At 68.9% G+C, this 18,749-nt stretch carries 19 protein-coding genes; 11 read left to right on the top strand and 8 right to left on the bottom strand.

The features are described from left to right. Nucleotides 1-37: 37 nt before the first annotated feature. The 4 genes from MLGJGCBP_RS00410 to MLGJGCBP_RS00395 all read right to left on the bottom strand — a co-directional run bounded on the left by MLGJGCBP_RS00410 (nucleotide 38) and on the right by MLGJGCBP_RS00395 (nucleotide 2,463). Entirely contained in the window at nucleotides 38-304 is a 267-nt protein-coding gene (locus MLGJGCBP_RS00410; protein ID WP_087561623.1) for a hypothetical protein, read from the bottom strand. Between the two features lie 10 nt (nucleotides 305-314). Then, a complete protein-coding gene (locus MLGJGCBP_RS00405) occupies nucleotides 315-1,535 on the bottom strand; it encodes an inorganic phosphate transporter (protein ID WP_160093642.1) in 1,221 nt (406 codons plus the stop codon). 79 nt (nucleotides 1,536-1,614) lie between these two features. After that, complete coding sequence (locus MLGJGCBP_RS00400) at nucleotides 1,615-2,010, bottom strand: VOC family protein (protein WP_087561621.1); 396 nt, start codon at nucleotides 2,008-2,010, stop codon at nucleotides 1,615-1,617. A 3-nt stretch (nucleotides 2,011-2,013) separates the two neighbouring features. Beyond that, nucleotides 2,014-2,463: a hypothetical protein gene (locus MLGJGCBP_RS00395; RefSeq protein WP_160093641.1), complete on the bottom strand. Its 450-nt coding sequence runs from the start codon at nucleotides 2,461-2,463 to the stop codon at nucleotides 2,014-2,016. Between the two features lie 153 nt (nucleotides 2,464-2,616). On the opposite strand from MLGJGCBP_RS00395, the gene MLGJGCBP_RS00390 reads away from it, so the two are divergent. Further along, on the top strand, nucleotides 2,617-4,944 hold the full coding sequence (locus MLGJGCBP_RS00390; RefSeq protein ID WP_160093640.1) for an arylsulfatase: 2,328 nt from the start codon (nucleotides 2,617-2,619) through the stop codon (nucleotides 4,942-4,944). 12 nt (nucleotides 4,945-4,956) lie between these two features. Here the strand turns inward: MLGJGCBP_RS00390 and MLGJGCBP_RS00385 are convergent, their stop codons facing one another. Beyond that, nucleotides 4,957-5,874, bottom strand: a complete 918-nt coding sequence (locus tag MLGJGCBP_RS00385) for a 1,4-dihydroxy-2-naphthoyl-CoA synthase (protein ID WP_160093639.1) — start codon at nucleotides 5,872-5,874, stop codon at nucleotides 4,957-4,959. A gap of 73 nt (nucleotides 5,875-5,947) precedes the next feature. Between MLGJGCBP_RS00385 and MLGJGCBP_RS00380 the strand changes: the two genes are divergently transcribed. The 3 genes from MLGJGCBP_RS00380 to MLGJGCBP_RS00370 are packed head-to-tail and all read left to right on the top strand — an operon-like array spanning nucleotide 5,948 to nucleotide 8,098. Continuing rightward, the gene (locus MLGJGCBP_RS00380; RefSeq protein ID WP_087561618.1) at nucleotides 5,948-6,601 is read left to right on the top strand and encodes a PaaI family thioesterase; all 654 of its coding nucleotides are present in this window, start codon (nucleotides 5,948-5,950) and stop codon (nucleotides 6,599-6,601) included. Between the two features lie 3 nt (nucleotides 6,602-6,604). Beyond that, on the top strand, nucleotides 6,605-7,606 hold the full coding sequence (locus tag MLGJGCBP_RS00375; RefSeq protein ID WP_160093638.1) for an o-succinylbenzoate synthase: 1,002 nt from the start codon (nucleotides 6,605-6,607) through the stop codon (nucleotides 7,604-7,606). 45 nt (nucleotides 7,607-7,651) lie between these two features. Then, nucleotides 7,652-8,098, top strand: a complete 447-nt coding sequence (locus MLGJGCBP_RS00370; RefSeq protein ID WP_087561616.1) for a DUF6918 family protein — start codon at nucleotides 7,652-7,654, stop codon at nucleotides 8,096-8,098. A gap of 54 nt (nucleotides 8,099-8,152) precedes the next feature. On the opposite strand, the gene MLGJGCBP_RS00365 is transcribed toward MLGJGCBP_RS00370, so the two are convergent. Together MLGJGCBP_RS00365 and MLGJGCBP_RS00360 are read right to left on the bottom strand one after the other, a co-directional pair. Beyond that, nucleotides 8,153-8,980 (bottom strand): siderophore-interacting protein, encoded by an 828-nt coding sequence (locus MLGJGCBP_RS00365; RefSeq protein WP_160093637.1) that lies wholly within the window; start codon nucleotides 8,978-8,980, stop codon nucleotides 8,153-8,155. 60 nt (nucleotides 8,981-9,040) lie between these two features. Continuing rightward, nucleotides 9,041-9,637, bottom strand: a complete 597-nt coding sequence (locus tag MLGJGCBP_RS00360) for a flavin reductase family protein (RefSeq protein WP_160093636.1) — start codon at nucleotides 9,635-9,637, stop codon at nucleotides 9,041-9,043. 93 nt (nucleotides 9,638-9,730) lie between these two features. Here MLGJGCBP_RS00360 and menD point away from each other — a divergent pair, with 93 nt between their 5' ends. From menD to MLGJGCBP_RS00335, 5 genes are all read left to right on the top strand, one after another. Further along, nucleotides 9,731-11,356 (top strand): 2-succinyl-5-enolpyruvyl-6-hydroxy-3-cyclohexene-1-carboxylic-acid synthase, encoded by a 1,626-nt coding sequence (gene menD, locus MLGJGCBP_RS00355; protein WP_160093635.1) that lies wholly within the window; start codon nucleotides 9,731-9,733, stop codon nucleotides 11,354-11,356. After that, a complete protein-coding gene (locus MLGJGCBP_RS00350) occupies nucleotides 11,353-11,793 on the top strand; it encodes a DUF3592 domain-containing protein (RefSeq protein WP_087561612.1) in 441 nt (146 codons plus the stop codon). Before menD ends, MLGJGCBP_RS00350 begins: the two co-directional genes overlap by 4 nt. Nucleotides 11,794-11,865: 72 nt before the next feature. Beyond that, nucleotides 11,866-13,011, top strand: a complete 1,146-nt coding sequence (locus tag MLGJGCBP_RS00345) for a glycosyltransferase family 4 protein (protein ID WP_201452912.1) — start codon at nucleotides 11,866-11,868, stop codon at nucleotides 13,009-13,011. 56 nt (nucleotides 13,012-13,067) lie between these two features. After that, on the top strand, nucleotides 13,068-14,444 hold the full coding sequence (locus MLGJGCBP_RS00340) for an NAD-dependent succinate-semialdehyde dehydrogenase (RefSeq protein WP_160093634.1): 1,377 nt from the start codon (nucleotides 13,068-13,070) through the stop codon (nucleotides 14,442-14,444). A 62-nt stretch (nucleotides 14,445-14,506) separates the two neighbouring features. Further along, nucleotides 14,507-15,205, top strand: coding sequence for a demethylmenaquinone methyltransferase (locus MLGJGCBP_RS00335; protein WP_087561609.1), 699 nt, complete (start codon nucleotides 14,507-14,509; stop codon nucleotides 15,203-15,205). Between the two features lie 3 nt (nucleotides 15,206-15,208). Here MLGJGCBP_RS00335 and MLGJGCBP_RS00330 read toward each other — a convergent pair whose 3' ends face one another. After that, complete coding sequence (locus tag MLGJGCBP_RS00330; protein ID WP_160093633.1) at nucleotides 15,209-16,471, bottom strand: geranylgeranyl reductase family protein; 1,263 nt, start codon at nucleotides 16,469-16,471, stop codon at nucleotides 15,209-15,211. A gap of 129 nt (nucleotides 16,472-16,600) precedes the next feature. Between MLGJGCBP_RS00330 and MLGJGCBP_RS00325 the strand changes: the two genes are divergently transcribed. Beyond that, complete coding sequence (locus MLGJGCBP_RS00325; protein ID WP_160093632.1) at nucleotides 16,601-17,656, top strand: polyprenyl synthetase family protein; 1,056 nt, start codon at nucleotides 16,601-16,603, stop codon at nucleotides 17,654-17,656. 143 nt (nucleotides 17,657-17,799) lie between these two features. Then, nucleotides 17,800-18,660: a zinc metalloprotease HtpX gene (gene htpX / locus MLGJGCBP_RS00320; RefSeq protein WP_072940014.1), complete on the top strand. Its 861-nt coding sequence runs from the start codon at nucleotides 17,800-17,802 to the stop codon at nucleotides 18,658-18,660. The last annotated feature ends 89 nt before the right edge of the window (nucleotides 18,661-18,749 follow it).

Below are 18,749 nucleotides of genomic sequence, written 5' to 3'. Positions count from 1 at the left end.
CTCTTTCGTCGATGGAACGGGGACTCGTGGTCGCCGCTCAGAAGATGTGGATACCGAAGCTGGTGGCCAGGAAGTCCTTCATCAACAGAAGTATCCCAGTGATGATCGCGATCAGCACCACGGCGAAGCAGGCATAGGCGCCGATCCGGGCTGCGACGGTCGGCTGCGAGGTTCCCTCGGCGGTGTCGGCGCCGCCGAGTGACCGCAGTCCGAGCGCGAAGATCGCGGGCAGGCCGGCGCCGAACAGCAGACCGACGAGGACGACCTGCCAGAGCGACTGAATGGTGGTGGTCAGCAGTGTCATGGCAGACCCCTCAGCGGTTCGTGGCGGGACTGGCGGAGTCCGCGGTCTCGGCCACGCCCGGTTCGGGACGGTCGGTGGGTTCGGTGGCGGCACCGGGGGCGTCGCCGGACTCCCATTCGGCGTTCACGTTGCCGGACGTCACCGGTTGCAGGCGGGAGCGCAGGTACATGAATCCGGCGAGCAGGATAAGCGCGGCGAACACAACGAGAACGCCTGGCAGACCGCCGATCAGGTGGGCGATGACCCAGCACACCGCGCCGACGATCGCCGCCGACGGCAGCGTGACCAGCCACGCCACGGCCATGCGTCCCGCGATGCCCCAGCGGACCTCGGCGCCCTTGCGTCCGAGTCCGGTGCCGAGGATGGATCCGGTCGCGACGTGGGTGGTGGACAGCGGCAGCCCGAGGTGGCTGGACGTGAGGATGATGGCGGCGGACGAGGACTCCGCGGCCATCCCCTGGGGAGCGGCGATCTCCACGAGTCCCTTGCCGAGGGTGCGGATGATGCGCCAGCCGCCGAGGTACGTGCCGAGGGCGATGGCGATCGCGCAACTGAGCTTCACCCAGAACGGCATCTCGTCGTCGGCGGACAGGCTTCCGTGCGCGACCAGTGCGAGGAAGATCACGCCCATCGTCTTCTGGGCGTCGTTGGTTCCATGGGCCAGCGACACCAGGGAGGCGGATCCGATCTGGCCGATCCGGAACCCGTGCTCTTTGGTGCCCTCCGGCACGCCCGAGGTGATCCGGTAGATCAGCTTGGTGCCCGCGGTGGCGACCAGCGCCGCGACCACGGGGGCGAGGACGGCGGGAACGACGACTTTGCTGAGCACGCCGCCCCACTCGACACCGCTCATGCCGATGGACGCGATGGCCGCACCGATCAGACCGCCGAACAGTGCGTGCGAAGAGCTGGACGGCAGGCCGAGCAGCCACGTCGCCAGATTCCAGATGATGCCACCGACCAGGCCCGCGAACACGATGAGCAGCAGATCCTCGCCGCCCACTTCTCCCAGGTTCACCACGCCCTTGGCGACTGTCGCCGCAACCTCCACGGACAGGAACGCGCCGACGAGATTCAACGATGCGGAGAGCGCTACAGCGACCTTGGGTCGCAGAGCTCCCGTCGCGATCGAGGTGGCCATTGCATTGCCGGTGTCGTGAAAGCCGTTCGTGAAATCGAAAGCGAGGGCGGTGACGACTACCACCAGGAGAACTACGAGCTCTGCGGTCACACCCAGATTGTGCGGATTTCAACCGAAAAAGTACAGCTGACGTCTGGTGTACCGGATCACTCCTGCGTATGGCCTTCCGTCAGTTCTCATCCTTCGGACGGGAGTCGCGGCGGATGGGGTGATCCTCCGGGATCTGCACCAGCACGATCGGGATGCCGTCGGGGTCCGCGATCCACAATTCGAACAGCCCCCACGGTTCCTGCCGGGCCTCGCGGTCGATCTTCACCCCGGCGAGGACCAGCTCGGTCTGGACCGCGGTGAGGTCGCGAACCTGCAGCCACAGGGCGCCGTCGAAGGACGTCGACTCGCCCGTTCCGCCGTGCGCGGCAACCTCGATCAGGCCCTGACCGGCGAAGAACACGGTGCCCCCGGGGTATTCGCGGGCGATGGCCAGCCCGAGGATGTCGCGGTAGAAGCTCAGCGTCGTCGCGTAGTCGCGCGGCCGCAGAATCGTCCTGCTGCTGAGGATTTCCACCCGTCACCCTCCTTCGCCGGGCCGGGCTTCGTGTCCCGTCCGGCCGTGTGTGCGTCGGTCTTCCTTCATTTCGGCCTCGAACAGGTGCCGCCGTCCGTCCGCGAGTTCGTGACGTGCGCCACGTTCGTGCTCGCGCAGTGGCGACCAGTACTGGTCGTCGAACTCCTCGACGATCTGGAACGTCCACCGGCCCTCGACGACGTTGCGACCGACGAGCTCGGACTGCACCCGGTCCGCGACGTCGGCGTGACCCGCGTCCCGCAGTGCGTCGACGGCCTCACCGAGCTGGAGATCGGCGTGGCCGATCAGCTGATGGAACGAGTAGAGGTGCCCGCGGGCGCGTTCGACTGTTTCGAGGGCCTCGGACAACTTCCCGAGCGCGGCGACGGTGTCGTCGCTCACACCGGGCGGACGGCGGTGTTCCGGCGCGGGGAGCTCGCGGTCGATGCTCATGTGGGTCAGTGTGCCCGAATCGAGGACGCCGCGCGCCCTCTCCTGCCGACGCGGCGAATCCGGGCGCGTAATTCACCCTCCGAGGGTCTACTCCCGCGTGTTCTCCCGGTGCTGCACTGGATTGACAGTTGTGGACGACGAGGGGATTGGGCCATGAGTTCGAGCGTGACAGGGAAGCCGATACCGGGTGGCGAGTCGTTGCCGTTTCCGCCGACGCCGTCGGGAAGCATCGCGGGCAGGACCATGCAGGAGTCGGTCTACAGCCCGAGTCCGAAGGAACGGCGGCTCCCCGACGACGCCCCGAACATTCTGATCGTCCTCATCGACGACGCCGGGCCGGGTCTGCCGAGCGGACTCGGAGGTGAGGTGAACACCCCGACGCTCGACGCGATGCTGCAGAACGGCGTCGGCTACAACCGATTCCATACGACCGCAATGTGTTCGCCGACCCGCGCGTCGCTGCTGACCGGACGCAACCATCACCGTGTCGGGAACGGGCAGATCGCGGAGCTGGCCAACGACTGGGACGGCTACTCCGGCCACATCCCGCGGTCGAGTGCGACGGGGGCCGAGGTGCTGCGCCAGTACGGGTACAGCACCGCCGCATTCGGGAAATGGCACAACACTCCCGCCGAGGAGACCACCGCCGCCGGTCCGTTCGACAACTGGCCGACCGGTCTCGGGTTCGAGTACTTCTACGGCTTCCTCGCCGGCGAGGCGTCGCAGTACGAGCCGAACCTGGTGCGGAACACGACGGTGGTGCTGCCCCCGAAGACCCCGGAGGAGGGCTACCACCTCAGCGAGGATCTCGCGGACGACGCGATCGGCTGGTTGCGCAGGCACAAGGCGTTCGAGGCGGACAAGCCGTTCTTCATGTACTGGGCCAGCGGCTGCCTGCACGGACCGCACCACATCATGAAACCGTGGGCCGACAAGTACGCCGGGAAATTCGACGACGGCTGGGACGCCTACCGGGAGCGGGTCTTCACGAGGGCGAAGGAGAAGGGCTGGATTCCCCCGGAGGCGGAGCTGACCGACCGCGACCCCACCATGGCGGCGTGGGACGACATTCCGGAGGACGAGAAACCGTTCCAGCGCAGACTGATGGAGGTGGCCGCCGGGTACGCCGAGCACTGTGACGTCCAGGTGGGCAGGCTGTTCGACGAATTGGACCGGCTGGGGTACCGGGACGACACCCTGGTCCTGTACATCTGGGGCGACAACGGCTCCTCCGGTGAGGGCCAGAACGGCACGATCAGCGAACTGTTGGCGCAGAACGGCATTCCGACCACGCCGGCGCAGCACATCGCGGCGCTCGAGGAACTCGGTGGGCTCGACGTCCTGGGGTCGCCGAAGACCGACAACATGTATCACGCGGGCTGGGCGTGGGCGGGCAGCGCACCGTACAAGGGGATGAAGCTGCTGGCCTCCCATCTCGGTGGCACCCGCAACCCGATGGTCGCCCGGTGGCCTGCGAAGGTGACTCCGGACCCGTTGCCCCGCACGCATTTCCTGCACTGCAACGACGTGATGCCGACGCTGTTCGACATCGTCGGGATCACTCCGCCGCGGACGGTGAACGGTGTTCCGCAGGACCCGATCGACGGTGCGGGTTTCGCGCAGACCCTGGTCGACCGCGATGCCACGGGTGGGAAGCTCACCCAATACTTCGAGATCATGGGCAGCCGGGCGATCTACCACGACGGCTGGATGGCGTCCGCGTTCGGTCCGCGCGCACCGTGGGCGGTGGGTATGCCGGGCGGCATCCGCGACTGGAGCCCGGACGACGACGTGTGGGAGCTCTACAACCTCGACGAGGACTGGACCCAGAACCGGGATCTCGCCGAGCAGTACCCAGAGAAGCTGGCGCAACTGCGGGAACTGTTCGTGATCGAGGCGGCGAAGAACAACGTGCTCCCCATCGGCGGCGCGCTGTGGGTGGTCGCGCTGCATCCCGAGCAGCGGATCTCGACGCCGTACACGAGCTGGGAGTTCTCCGGTGACACGGTCCGCATGCCCGAGTTCTGCGCGCCCGCGCTGGGTAACAGGAACAACCGGGTCACCCTCGACCTCTCCGCGCCGGAGGATCCGAGCGGAGTGCTGTACGCACTGGGGAGCAACGCGGGTGGGCTCACGTGCTTCGTCGACGACGGCTGCCTCTGTTACGAGTACAACCTGTTCATCCTGATGCGCACGAAGATTCGGTCGACCGTTCCGCTTCCGCCGGGCACCCGGAAGGTGGAGGTGGTCACGGAGTTCGTGGAGGCGCGGCCCGGTGGCCCGCTGAACGTGCAGCTCTTCGTCGACGGCAGTGTCGTCGGGGAGGGGCAGGTGCCGGTGAGTGCGCCGTTGCTGTTCACAGCCAACGACTGCCTCGACGTCGGCACCTGCCTCGGTTCCCCCGTGTCGCTGGACTACTACGACAGGAAACCGTTCCCGTTCAACGGCACGATCGACCGCATGTCGGTCGAGTACACGTAGCGAGATGGGCTCTCAGAAGTACCAGGGGTAGGGCTTCCAGTCGGGTTCGCGCTTTTCGAGGAAGGAGTCGCGGCCCTCGACCGCCTCGTCGGTCATATATGCCATGCGGGTTGCCTCGCCGGCGAACAGTTGCTGCCCGACGAGGCCGTCGTCCTGCAGGTTGAACGCGTATTTGAGCATGCGCTGGGCCTGTGGGGACTTGCCGTTGATCTTGGTGGCCCAGTCGATCGCGACGTCTTCGAGTTCGGCGTGGTCGACGACCTTGTTGACGGCGCCCATCTGGTGCATTTCCTCGGCGGTGTACGTCTCGCCGAGGAAGAAGATCTCGCGGGCGAACTTCTGGCCGACCATCTTGGCGAGGTACGCGCTGCCGTATCCGCCGTCGAAGCTGCCGACGTCGGCGTCGGTCTGCTTGAACCGGGCGTGTTCGCGGCTGGCGAGCGTCAGGTCGCACACGACGTGCAGGCTGTGACCGCCGCCCGCGGCCCAGCCGTTGACGAGGCAGATGACGACCTTCGGCATGAAGCGGATCAGCCGCTGGACCTCGAGGATGTGGAGTCGCCCGGCGCGGGCCTTGTCGACCGTGTCCGCGGTTTCGCCGGCGCGGCCGGTCGTCGCGTCCTGCTCGGTGTACTGGTATCCGCTGCGTCCGCGGATGCGCTGGTCGCCGCCGGAGCAGAACGCCCAGCCTTCGTCCTTGGGGCTGGGACCGTTGCCGGTGAGCAGCACGGCGCCCACGTCGGACGTCATCCGGGCGTGGTCGAGGGCCCGGTACAGCTCGTCGACGGTGTGCGGGCGGAAGGCGTTGCGCACTTCGGGCCGGTCGAACGCCACCCGGACGATTCCCTGGGTGACATGCCGGTGATAGGTGATGTCGGTCAGGTTCTCGAAACCGGGAACCGGGCGCCAGTGCTGCGGGTTGAAAGTCACGGCTCCGAGGTTATCGGGTGCCGTTGGCGGGTGTCCGCGCGCGCAGGAGTTTGCCCGGGTTTACCGTGCAGGTATGAGCGAACAGGCTGCGGATGTCACCCGTCTCGACCACCAGGGCGACGACGAGTACGAGCACCACGGCGGGTTCCCCAAGTACGAGCCGGTAACGCCCGGCCCGGATTGGGCCCGGTTCGTCGACGGAATGCGCACGTTGCAGGACCTCGCGGTGTCCGTGGACGCCCCGGACGACGTTCTCGCCTCGGCCGCGGACCAGGTGGAGAAGCTGGCCGAACTGCTCGGGCCGCACGTCGCACCCGAGGGGCGGTCGCCGGCGGGCCGCACGATCGAACTGCCCGGCAGGGGGAGTCTCCTCCTGCCGCCGTGGAACATCGAGAAGTTCGGGCCGGACGGGGTGCGGAGCACCGGCATGTTCCGCCGCTACCACCTCGGTGGGAACGGCGCCGCGCACGGCGGCACGCTGCCGCTGCTGTTCGACGACCTGATGGGCATGATCGTCCATGCGTACGGCCGACCCATCAGCCGCACCGCGTACCTACACGTCGACTACCGCGCGATCACACCGCTGAACACCACACTTGCCATCGAAGGCAAGGTGGACCGCGTCGAGGGGCGCAAGACGTACATCACTGCCCGGCTGACGCACGGTGAGACACTCCTCGCGGAATGTGAGGCGCTCATGCTGGTGCTCCTGCCCGGGCAGCCCTGACCCGTGACCTCCCTGCCCTCCCTCGCGGAGGTCCTGGCCGACGCGGTCGTGGTGAGTCTGCCCATGCGCGTGCGGTTCCGCGGCATCACGACGCGAGAGGCGTTGCTGCTGCGCGGTCCCGCGGGATGGGGCGAATTCGCACCGTTTCCCGAGTACGCGGACGACGAGGCGGCGCACTGGCTGCAGTCGGCGATCGAGGATGCCTGGCTCGGGCCGCCGCCCGCGGTGCGAACGCGGGTGCCGATCAACGCGACCGTCCCCGCCGTCGACGCCGACCGGGTGCCCGAGGTGCTCGCGCGGTACCCCGGTGCGCGGACCGCGAAAGTGAAAGTGGCCGAAGGTGGTCAGACCCTCGACGACGACGTCGCCCGGGTGCGGGCCGTCCGCGAGCACGTCCCGAACGTGCGCATCGACGCCAATGGTGGCTGGTCGGTCGACGAGGCCGAGGCCGCGCTGCGGGCGCTGACTGCCGACGGTCCGCTCGAATACGCCGAGCAGCCGTGCGCGAGTGTGCCCGAGCTGGTGGAGGTCCGCAGGCGGATGCCCGACGTGCGGGTGGCCGCCGACGAGAGCATCCGGCGGGCCGAGGATCCGCTGAAGGTCGTGCGGGCAGGCGGCGCGGACGTGGCCGTCGTGAAGGTCGCCCCCCTCGGTGGGATGCGGCGACTGCTGTCGCTGGCCGAGGAGTTGTCCTCGCACGGTGTGCCGGTGGTCGTGTCGAGTGCCCTGGACACCGCCGTCGGCATCGCGGCCGGCGTCGCCGCTGCCGCGGCTCTCCCCGAATTGGAGTTCGCGTGTGGTCTGGGTACCGGGGGACTGTTCGAGGCGGACGTGGCCCGCTCCCGCGAACCGGTCGACGGCGAACTCGCCGTCGAGGCGGTGGCGCCCGACGCCGACCGTGTCACGGCTCTCGCCGCGTCGGAGGAGCGTTCACGCTGGTGGATCGAGCGGGCACGCCGGTGCCATGGCCTGCTCGAACAACGCGGCGGTCGGTTTTTCGTATAGTGTCTGGCCGGACCTGATCGCTCAGTCAATACGGAGGCATTGAAAGTGGTTGCAGCTCTGAACGAAACCCTGCTCGACGAGTCGCGCGTTCCTGCGGTCGTCGCAGACGTCCAGGCTCTCATCGACGCGGAGGTTTCGGACAAGTCGGGAGCCTCGGGACTGGCACTCAAGGGTGGATACGGCGCCGTCAAGAAGGTGGGACCGTCGATCGTGCCGGATGCCATCGAGGGTTTGCTGCCGGCATTCGTCACCAAGCTCGAGCCGTACTGGCAGGCGTTCACCGCCAGCGGTGAAGCCGGATTCTCCGAGTACCTGGTCGCGCGCAGCGACGAGGTCGCGGACTCGCTGCTCGGTGTGACCGACGAGCGCATCGAGGGCAGCGACCGCGGCGCTGTCAAGAAGGTGTACTCGACGCTGCGCCCGTCGGCGAAGAAGAATGTGATCGAGGCACTTCCGCGTCTGGGCGCTCTCGTCCAGAAGCACGCCAACTGAGAACCCAGGTGAGTGGGAAAGAGTGCCCCGGCACACTTTGCCACTCACCTGTGGTCAGTTGGCCGCGTGACCGAAGCGCCAGTACCCGGTGAACGAGATGTTCGACTTCGGGATGTGGCGTTCGTTCACGAGGTGACGCCGCAGCGCCGTCGCCATCTCGCTCTCGCCTGCGACGAACGTGTAGGAGGGGCCGGTGGGCAATTCCGCCTGCTTCACCGTGTTCAGTGCGAGCACCCCCGGACGGGCGCCGGCGTCCTCGCGGACCAGCCAGTGCACGTTCACGCCGTCACCCACCGGAACGTCCTGAGCGTCTTCGGCATCGGGAATCTCGACGAACACCTCGGCCCGCAGGTCCTGCGGCGCCGACCGCAGGATCCCGACGATCGCGGGAAGCGCGCTCTCGTCGCCGACGAGCAGTTGCCACTCAGCGTCCGGGGTCGGGTTGTAGATCAGGCCCTCGTCGAGGATCGCCACCTCGTCACCGGCCGCAGCAGCGTTCGCCCACGCCGACGCGGGACCGAGGTCGCCGTGCGAGGCGAAGTCGATGTCGATCTCGGTGGTGTCGCCGAACGTTCCCGACCCTGCGACGCGGAGTTCGCGGACCGTGTAGTTGCGCACCACCGGCCGGGTGTCCTTGGACATCAGCTTGTACTGGGCGTACCAGAGGTTGCTCGCGCTGGTCGGAAGCCGCAGCGTGCTCTGTCCCTGCTGGGGGATGAACATCCGGAACCACTGGTCGAAGCCCATGGGGCTGACGGAGTCGAGTTCCTCACCCGCGATGGTGACGCGGACGAAGTTCGGGCTGATCTGCTTGCCTGCGACTACTCGTGCGGACGCGATCCGGCGGCTCTGAGGTTTGACGAACTTGCTGCGCTGGGCCATGTCGGTGGTAGCTCCCCCGGTTGCGGTGCGGTTATCAGGTAAGCCTAACCAATCGATGTGTTATTCGGGGCGGTGCGGGCGGTCCAGCATCACGACCTTCGGCGGCAGACCCCACTCGTTACGGCCGAGGCGGCTGAGCGGAGCGAGTTCGGCGAAGTCCGGAAGCCCGTCGTCGGCGAGCGCCTCGGGACGCACCGCGATCGTGACGACGTCGCCCATCACCACGAACGAGTCACCGACCGGGGTCACCCCGTGCAGGGTGCATTCGATGGCGACCGGCGAACCCGCGACCCGGACCGGCCGGACCCGCTCGCTGGGCTCGGTCTCGATGCCCAGCGCGGCGAACTCGTCGACGTCGCTGTCGTAGGTGGCGGAACTGGCGTTGACGGCCGCCACCAGGGGTTCCGTCGCCAGGTTGATCACGAACTCACCCGTCGCCTCGATGTTCCGGAGGCTGTCCTTGCGGGTGACGGACGTGAACTGCACCACCGGCGGCTGCGTGCTGGACACCGAGAAGAAGCTGTACGGGGCCAGGTTGGCCACCCCGTCCGCCGAGACCGTGGACACCCACGCGATCGGTCGCGGCACCACCGAGGCGGTCAGCACCTGGTAGATGCGGCGTGGAGGAAGCTCGGCGGGATCGAAGACAGTGCGCATGCCCACATGGTGTCAGCGCCCGGGATGTGGCCGTGAACTCACCCGGCCAGGTCGCCGGACGCGGGTGCCGGAGGATCTGACACTCTTGATGGCGTGAACCCGTCCACTGCTCAAGCCACCGCGGTCGTCGACGAACTGGTCCGCGGGGGAGTACGCGAGGTCGTGCTCTGCCCGGGTTCGCGGAATGCGCCGCTGGCGTTCGCCCTGCAGGCCGCCGACCTCGAGGGCCGACTGCGTCTGCACATGCGCATCGACGAGCGCACCGCGGGATTCCTCGCACTCGGCCTGGCCGTGGCAGGCAAGCGTCCCGTCCCGATCGTCATGACGTCCGGCACCGCGGTCGCCAATCTCGGTCCCGCCGTCCTCGAGGCGAACTACGCCCGGGTGCCGCTGGTGGTGCTCAGCGCCAACCGCCCGTACGAGATGCTCGGCACCGGCGCCAACCAGACCATCGAGCAACTCGGCCTGTTCGGCAGCCAGGTGCGCGCGACCATCAGCCTCGGCCTGGCCGAGGACGACGCAGCGCAGAACAGCCAGTGGCGTTCGGCGGTCTGCCGGGTCCTCGCCGCCGCACGTGGCACGAGGTCGGGCAACGCCGGACCCGTGCACTTCGACATCCCGCTCCGGGAACCGCTCGTCCCCGACGTCCACGCGCAGGGCCCGGTCCCGCAGGGACGTCCGGGTGGGGCGGCGTGGACCACCACCCAGCACGCGACGCTCGACGTGGCGATGGACCTCGACATCACCGCCGACACCATCGTGATCTCCGGGCACGGGTCGGCGCTGCGGCCGGAACTCGCCGGACTTCCGACGGTCGCCGAGCCGACCGCGCCCCTGCACGGCATCCCGGTGCATCCGATGGCGCTGCCGCAACTCAAGCCGCGGCAGGCCGTCATCACCGGACGTCCCACCCTCCACCGGTCCGTGTCGAAGGTCCTCGCCGATCCGGCGGTGGCCGTCTACGCGCTCACCACCGGCCCCCGCTGGCCCGACGTGTCCGGGAACGTGCTGGCCACCGGAACCCGCGCCGTGGTGACCGGTGAACCCGACCGGGCCTGGATCAACCGGTGCCGCACACTGTCCGAACACACCGACAAGGCGGTGCGCGCGCAACTCGCCGCCCACCCGAAGGCGACGGGACTCCACGTGGCGGCCGCCGTCATGGACGCCCTGACCGACGGCGACCAGTTGCTGCTCGGCGCGTCCAACCCCGTCCGGGACGCCGCGCTGGTCAGCTATCCGGCGCCGAAGGTTCGGGTGCTGTCCAACCGGGGCGTCGCCGGCATCGACGGCACCGTGTCCGCCGCCGTCGGGGCGGCCCTCGCCTACGAGGAGGGGCGCACGGTGGCTCTGCTCGGCGACCTCACGTTCCTGCACGACGCGTCCGGGCTGCTCATCGGCTCGGGCGAACCGAGGCCCCGGGACCTGACGATCGTCGTCGCCAACGACGACGGCGGCGGCATCTTCGAATTGCTCGAACAGGGCGATCCCCAGTACGCCGGGGTGTTCGAGCGGGTCTTCGGCACTCCGCACGGGATGGATCTCGCCGCGCTCTGCGCCGCCTACCGGGTGGAGCACCACCTGGTGGGTCTGGGTGAGCTGTCGACGCGGCTGAGCACACCCGACGCGCCCGGCGCCCGCGGAATCCGGGTGCTCGAGGTGACCACCGAACGCTCCGGGCTGCGCGAGTTGCATGCCGCGGTGCGGGCACAACTGTGAATGCGCGGGTGACGGGGCGGGTCCGGCGCGGGGTGCTGGTGGCGGCGATCGGTATCTCCGTCCTGGCCGTGCTCCTCGTCCTCGCTGCCTGGCGCAACGACCACACGATCCAATCCGACCGCGGCGTGGCCACGGCGGAGGTGCTGTCGGCGGGGTCGTTGCGGTCGGCCATCAGCTTCGTCACCCCGGACGGCGTGACGCACAACCCCGAACTCGGTGTGCTGTATCCGACCAACCTCACGGTGGGTCAGCGGATCGACGTCGAGTACGCGCGCAGCGACCCCGACCTGGTACGGGTGTCCGGGCGCGACGCCAGCGTGGCCGTGATCCCCGCCGGTTCGCTGATCGTGGTGACATGGCTGATCGCGGGACCGGTGCTCTGGTATCTCCGGCGCCGGGAGATCTCGGCGGAATCGGCGCCGGCCGCGTCATCCTGAATTTCCCGGAACTTCGCGCGACAGTCACGTCGATCTCGCTGCTGTGACCACGAGCACTGCCACGCTGAGTGCGTGAGAGTAGCCATCGTCGCGGAATCGTTTCTTCCCAACATGAACGGTGTGACCAACTCGGTGCTGCGGGTTCTCGACCATCTGCAGCGCACCGGACACCAGGCGATGGTCGTCGCCCCGGACACGGTCGGATCGCAGGCGCCTGCGCCGGCCGAACACGACGGTGTGCCCGTCCACCGGGTGCCCGCGGTGATGGTTCCGAAGGTCAGTTCGCTCCCAGTGGGTCTGCCGCAGCCCGGACTCACTGCCGCCCTGCGGGCGTTCGACCCCGACGTCGTGCATCTGGCGTCGCCGTTCCTCCTCGGGGCGGGCGGGCTCGGTGCCGCGCACCGGCTCGACGTCCCCACGGTCGCGGTGTACCAGACGGACGTGGCGGGGTTCGCCGAAAGCTACGGCCTCGGCATCACGAGCCGGGCGGCGTGGGCCTGGACGCGGCGCATCCACCGGGGCTGCACGCGCACCCTCGCCCCGTCCACGTCGGCGGTCGAGGCCCTCGCCGAGCAGCGGATTCCGAGGGTCCACCGCTGGGCGCGCGGGGTGGAGACCACTCGATTCGCACCGTCCCGCCGCAGCACCGGCCTGCGCGACTCCTGGCTGGCCGGCTCCGACCGGCTGGTCGTCGGTTTCGTGGGCAGGCTCGCGCCCGAGAAACACGTCGAGCGGCTCGCCGCGCTGGCGGGCGATCAGCGGGTGCGGCTGGTGATCGTCGGCGACGGACCCGAGCGGAGCCGCCTGCAGCGGTTGATGCCCGACGCCGTCTTCACCGGCCAACTCGGTGGTGCGGAACTCGCCGAGGCGTACGCGAGCCTGGACGTCTTCGTCCATCCCGGCGAGCACGAGACGTTCTGCCAGGCGGTGCAGGAGGCCCTGTCCAGCGGGGTGCCGGTCATCGGACCGGACGCCGGCGGACCCCGCGATCTGGTCGCGCACTGCCGCAACGGCTACCTGCTTCCGGTCGACCGGTTCGGCGAACTGCTGCCGAGCGCCGTCGACGCGCTGCGGGACCGGCGCATGCGGGCCCGCTTCGGGGAGGCAGCCCGACAGTCGGTGCTGCACCGCACATGGCCCGCGATCTGCGACGAGCTGCTGGGCCACTACGCGGCGGTCGCAGGCGGTCAGGGCTTTCGCGAAACCCGAGCCGCCTGACCGGCGGCTCGGCGTCGGCGGGGAATTCGAGCGACCGGCTCGTCGTTGCCCGGGGTATGGCGAAGTACAAGACTGTCAATCCCGCGACCGGTGAAACCGTCCGGGAATTCGAGACCTTGGACGATGCAGGAGTGGAGTCCGCGCTCGCACGCGCCCACAGCGGATACCTGAGCTGGCGGACGACCCCCGCCGAGGAACGAGCACGAATTCTGGGCCGCACCGCGGACCTCTACGCCGAGCGCGAGGACGAACTGGCGCGGATGATCGCCCTCGAGATGGGCAAGCCCATCCGGGAAGCGAAAGGCGAGGTCAAGCTGTCCTCGGCGATCTACCGCTACTACGCCGACAACGGTCCCGCATTGCTGGAGGCCGAACGGCTCGACGTGCCCGGCGCCGACGAATCCGTCGTCTACCGCAGGCCGATCGGTGCGCTCGTCGGCGTGATGCCGTGGAACTACCCGTACTACCAGGTCGCCCGCTTCGCGGCGCCGAACCTCGTGCTCGGCAACACCGTGCTGCTCAAGCACGCCCCGAACTGTCCGCAGTCGGCGCTGCTCATGGAGGAGATCTTCCGGCAGGCCGGCCTCCCGGAGGACGCGTACGTCAACGTGTTCGCCACCAACGAGCAGATCGCCGACATGATCGCGGATCCGCGCGTCCAGGGCGTCTCCCTCACCGGCAGTGAACGGGCCGGGATCAGCGTCGCCGAGACTGCCGGCCGCAACCTCAAGAAGGTCGTCCTCGAACTCGGCGGTTCCGACGTGTTCGTCGTACTCGACACCGACGACATGGACGCCACCGTCAAGACGGCGACCCGGGCCCGCCTGTCCAACGCCGGCCAGGCCTGCAACTCGCCGAAACGGTTCATCGTGACGGAACCGAACTACGACGAGTTCGTCGCGAAACTCGCCGAGTCGTTCAAGGCCACACCGACGGGCGATCCGCTCGACGCCAAGACCGTCCTCGGGCCGCTGTCCTCGCAGACCGCCGCGGATTCGCTGATCGAGCAGATCGAGGACGCTGTCGCCAAGGGCGCGACGCTCCTCGCGGGCGGCAAGAAGATCGACGGCCCCGGCTCGTACGTCGAACCGACGCTGCTCGTCGACGTGACTCCCGAGATGCGCGCGTACAGCGAGGAACTGTTCGGGCCGGTCGGCGTCGTCTACAAGGTCGCGACCGCCGACGAGGCCGTCGAACTCGCCAACTCCTCCGCGTACGGGCTCAGCGGGTCGGTGTGGAGCACCGACCTCGACGGGGCCCGCGACGTGGCCGACCGTCTCGACGTAGGCATGGCGTACGTCAACGAGCACGGGACGACGCTCCCCGGGTTGCCGTTCGGCGGCGTCAAACGCTCCGGCGTCGGCCGCGAACTCGGTCCGTGGGGGATGGACGAGTTCGTCAACAAGAAGCTGGTCCGCGTCTCGAAGAAGTGACCGCCTCGCCACCGTGCCCGGCGCCGACGCCGGCGCCGGACACGGTTGGTAGCGTTTCGGGCGTGGCAACTACACACGGTTCGCGGGCGTCGCTCGAAAAGGATCCGCACGAGGTCGCGTCGATGTTCGACGGCGTCGCGAAGCGCTACGACCTCACCAACACGATCCTGTCGTTCGGTCAGGATCGCAGTTGGCGCAAGGCGACGCGGTCGGCTCTCGCCCTGAAGCCGGGGGAGCGGGTCCTCGACCTCGCCGCCGGGACCGGGGTGTCGACCGTCGAACTCGGACGGTCGGGCGCCTGGTGTGTGGCCACCGACTTCTCCAAGGGGATGCTGCAGGCAGGCAGTGGCCGCCGGGTGCCGATGGTCGCCGGCGACGCGATGCACCTGCCCTACGCCGACGCCGTGTTCGACGCCGCCACCATCTCCTTCGGGCTGCGCAACGTCTCCGACTTCGACGCCGGTCTCCGCGAGATCGCCCGGGTCACCAAGCCCGGTGGGCGCCTCGTCGTGAGCGAGTTCTCGACCCCGGTGTTCGGGCCGTTCCGCACGGTCTACATGGAGTACCTGATGAAGGCGCTGCCGCGGGTCGCGCGCGCCGTCAGCAGCAACCCCGACGCCTACGTGTACCTCGCCGAATCCATCCGTGCCTGGCCCACCCAGCAGGAACTCGCTCAGCGCATCGAGGCGGCCGGGTGGCGGAACGTGCAGTGGCGCAACCTCACCGGCGGGGTGGTCGCCCTGCACCGCGCCACCCGCTGACCGTCAGCCGAACAGCGGTCGCGAGTCGACCTTCTGCGACACCCGACCGGACGCCCGCCACGCGCGGGCGGTGAGGTCGCTGTCCTCCTCGGTGACGAGGTTGCCCATGACACGCACCGCAACGGTCATCAGCGCCCGGGACCGCATCGCCACCGGGCCGGACGCGGGCAGGACCCGGGGCACGGTCAGCAGTCCGGCGAGCCGGCGCGCCACGGAGAACGCCCGGCCGTACCGCTCCCGCAGAATCGACGGCCACAGCAGCGTCAGGTCGTCGGCGTCGAGGATCTCCGCGACCAGGCGCCCGCCTTCGAGCCCGTAGTCGATGCCCTCGCCGTTCAGCGGATTCACGCACGCCGCCGCGTCGCCGATGATCGCCCAGTTCCGGCCCGCGATGTGCGACACCGCACCGCCCATCGGCAGCAACGCCGACGCGACGGCCCTCAGTTCCCCGTCCCAGTTCCACTCGTCGCGGCGCTGCGCCGTGTACAGGTCCAGAAGGGGACGCAGCGCGCCGGGAGCCGGACGTTTGGCGGTGGCCAGGGTGCCGACGCCGATGTTCACCTCACCGGTGCCCAGGGGGAACACCCAGCCGTAGCCCGATTGCAGCGTCCCGGCGGCGTCCCGCAGTTCGAGGTGGGAGGTGATCCACGGGTCGGCGCTGCGGTCGGTGGCGATGTAGGCGCGGGCGGCCACACCGTATGCCGTGTCCCGGTGCCATTCGCGCCCCAGTTGCTTGCCGAGAGTCGAGCGGACGCCGTCGGCGACGATCAATGTCCGGCAGCCGACGGTGTGGGTCCCGTTGGACGTCTTCAGGGTCACCGACGTCACCCGGTCACCGCTCCGTTCGACGCCGATCGCCTTGGCGCCCTGCACCATGACGGCTCCGGCGTCGACGGCAGTCGCGCGGATCCGGTCGTCCAGCTCAGTGCGGGCCACGGCGCTGCCGACGGCCGGGAACGACCTGCCGGGCCACTCGAGTTCGAGCTCCTGCCCGAACCCGCTGAGTCTCAGCCCGCGATTGGTGCCCTTCGACCGCACCCAGTCGCCGAGGCCGAGATGATCGAGTTCGGCGACGGCGCGGGGGGTGAGTCCGTCGCCACACGTCTTGTCGCGTGGAAACACCGCCGCGTCGGCGAGGACCACGTCACGTCCCGCGCGCGCCGCCCAAGCGGCAGCCGAGGACCCGGCCGGACCAGCACCGATGACGAGGACGTCGGTGGCGGTGGGAAGCGGGGATCCCGCGGGCGACTGTTCTGCTGCGACCACGCCTACATCCTGTCAGGCTTCGCTACACGACCGCGGCGAGGCCGACGGGCAGCGGAACCGCTAGGTTCACTACCGTGGTAGCCGAGCCGCCACCGACGGCGCGGAGCCGCGCCGTCACTGACGACAGGAATGGGTACTGAGAACGTGAGCACCGAGGGCGCAGCACACACCGCTGCCGACGCTGTAGTGGGCACTACGGTCGCCGGGATCGATCTCGGCGACCCGCAGCTCGCCGCCACGGTCCGTGAAGGACTGAAGCAAGTCGAGGAACTGCTGGTCAGTGAGCTCTCCGACGGGGAGGATTTCCTGACGGAGGCGGCGTTGCATCTCGCGAAAGCGGGAGGCAAGCGTTTCCGCCCCCTCTTCACGGTGCTCACCGCCCAGCTCGGACCCCAGGCCTCCGACCCGTCGGTGGTCACCGCGGCCACCGTCGTCGAACTGGTCCACCTCGCCACGCTGTACCACGACGACGTGATGGACGAGGCGTCGATGCGCCGCGGCGCGCCCAGCGCGAACTCGCGGTGGGGCAACAGCGTCGCCATCCTCGCCGGCGACTACCTGTTTGCCCACGCGTCGCGTCTCGTGTCGACCCTCGGACCCGAGGCGGTGCGCATCATCGCCGAGACGTTCGCCGAACTCGTGACCGGCCAGATGCGCGAGACGATCGGGCTCCGCGGCGAGCAGGACCCCATCGAGCACTATCTCAAGGTGGTCTGGGAGAAGACCGGATCGCTGATCGCGGCGTGCGGGCGCTTCGGCGGCACGTTCTCCGGTGCGGACGCCGATCACGTGAAGCGGCTCGAACGGCTCGGTGACGCCGTGGGTACCGCCTTCCAGATCTCCGACGACATCATCGACATCTCCTCGGTCTCCGCCCAGTCCGGCAAGACCCCAGGAACCGACCTGCGCGAGGGCGTGCACACGCTGCCCGTCCTGTACGCGCTGCGCGACGAGGGTCCCGAGGCCGACCGCCTGCGTGTGCTCCTCGACGGTCCCGTCACCGACGACGAGGACGTCGCCGAGGCGCTCGCGCTCCTCGAACGCTCACCCGGCATGGCCGCCGCCAAGGCGAAGCTCGAGGAGTTCGCGGTCCAGGCCCGCGCGCAGCTCGCCGAACTGCCGCAGGGCCCGGCCAACGACGCCCTCGTGAAGCTCGTCGATTACACGATCGAGCGCGTCGGCTGAGCCGTATCGTCAGTACCCGGACTCGTCTTCATCCGATCTCGTTCGCCGAACGGGAACCGTCCCGCCACCGTGTTTCGTTGAATGATCAAGATCGCGAAACTCGGACGACCGTGATCGGGTGACAACGACAAGGAAGGCGTGACGTGCGCTACGCAAACGGGGCGAAGACTCTGGTTCTGTTGGTCGGCATGTCGGCGCTGATCGTGTTCATCGGTGCCCTGTTCCGCAACCCGACCATCCTGCTGCTGGCCATCGTGTTCGCGGTCGGCATGAACGCGTACGTGTTCTTCAACAGCGACAAGATGGCGCTCAAGGCCATGCATGCCCAGCCGATCACCGAGGTGCAGGCGCCGGTCATCTACCGCATCGTCCGGGAACTGGCGACCACCGCGCACCAGCCGATGCCGCGGCTCTACATCAGCCCCACCAGCGCGCCCAACGCGTTCGCCACCGGGCGCAGTCCCCGCCACGCGGCGGTCTGCTGCACCAGCGGCATCCTGCAGATCCTCGACGAGCGGGAACTCCGGGCCGTGCTCGGGCACGAGCTGTCGCACGTCTACAACCGCGACATCCTCATCTCGTCGGTCGCGGGCGCGATGGCCGCCGTCGTGTCGGGACTCGCGAACTTCGCCATGTTCGCCAACATGTTCGGCGGCCGCGGCGGGGGACAGGGCGCGAACCCGATCGCGCTGCTCCTGGTGTCGCTGCTCGGGCCCATCGCCGCCACCGTCGTCAAGCTCGCGGTGTCGCGGTCCCGGGAGTTCCAGGCCGACCAATCGGGCGCCGAACTCACCGGCGACCCCCTGGCGCTCGCGTCGGCGCTACGAAAGCTGGAACGTGGCACCCAAGCCGCGCCGCTGCCGCCGGAGCCTCAGCTCGCCGCACAGTCGCACCTGATGATCGCCAACCCGTTCCGCACCGGCGAGAAGATGAGCCGGATGTTCTCCACCCACCCGCCGATGGCCGAGCGGATCGAGCGCCTCGAGCGCATGGCAGGCAGATAGGCGGCTTCGCCGCCCGTGCGCCTTTTCGGTCGTTCCAGCAACCAGAAAGGCGCACGAGCACGGAGCGCCTACCGGTAGTTCACGAACTG

It is taken from the genome of Rhodococcus sp. T7 (genome assembly GCF_009872365.1).
GTDB lineage: Bacteria > Actinomycetota > Actinomycetes > Mycobacteriales > Mycobacteriaceae > Rhodococcus_F.
Note: the sequence above shows the minus strand (reverse complement) of the source record. Positions and strands in the feature narration are given on the sequence as shown.